At 34.7% G+C, this 1,085-nt stretch carries 1 protein-coding gene; it reads right to left on the reverse strand.

All coding sequences use genetic code 11. The features are described 5' to 3' along the window. Window positions 1-143 precede the first annotated feature (143 nt). Window positions 144-1,085 (reverse strand): sensor domain-containing diguanylate cyclase (locus tag CI949_RS20800; RefSeq protein WP_290769951.1); only part of this gene is annotated, 942 nt, incomplete at its 5' end.

The following is a 1,085-nucleotide window of genomic DNA, read 5'->3' on the forward strand; positions in this document are numbered from 1 at the left end:
TTGGATGATTTTTTGATTTATTTTTGCTCATAATATTTTTATCTTTCTACAAAGTTATCCACATTCCTGCAAAAGCATAGTTTCCTATATAATAAAAAACCGCCCGGAAAAAGGGCGGTGAAATTAGATTATACTCGTTTAAATTAGCATCTACCTGTAAACTTCTGCTCATACATCTTTTTATCAGCCTTATTGTAACATTTTTTAATATTTTTAACACCATGATCCTGATTCTTAGAATCTGTTGTTTCATAACCCAAGGCAGCACTCAAAGGTTCAGGCAATTCTTCTTTTTCATTAACTTCTTCTATCCTATCCAAAATTCTTTCAGTTACCTCCTCAGCTGCATTATAATTAGTGTCAGGCAGAATCACTACAAATTCATCTCCACCTATTCGGGCAACAATATCCTCTGTTCTTAAACTACTTTTTATAGCTTCCGCTGTTAGTTCAATATATCTATCGCCCATGCTGTGACCATAATTATCATTGATATCCTTCAGCCTGTTTATATCTCCAACAATAATACTAATTGGATATTTTCTAGAATTACTCAAGCGCTTAAGTTCTTCATTAAAGTATCTCCTGTTATAAAGACCTGTTAGTTCATCATGATTGGAAAGGTATTCAATTTCTGCTGCCGCCCTTTTCTCTCGGTCTATATCAATATGAACTCCTACAATCCGAATGGCATTTCCAGCTTCATCTCTTTCAGTCACTTTTCCAATATCTCTAATCCACTTCCAGCTGCCTGACTTAGTTTTTAATCGATGCTCATTATAATATTTTTCAGTTTTACCTTCTAGATGATCTTCTAAATCTTTTAAAGCCTGTTCCTTATCATCAGGATGAACTAAATTAAGCCAGGTATTAAGGTTATTCTCCAGCTCAGAAAGTTCATATCCCAGCATCTGGGCCCAGTTTTCATTAAAATGAATGTATTCTTCAGCTGCATTCCAGTCCCAAATTCCGATAGTAGCACCAGAAACAGCCAATTCAAGTCTCTCCTTAACTTCCTTTAATTCCTTTTCTCTTTCTTTACTCTCAGTAATATCATCAACCACAGCATATATTAGTCTGTCATG

Source organism: Halanaerobium sp. (assembly GCF_003070835.1).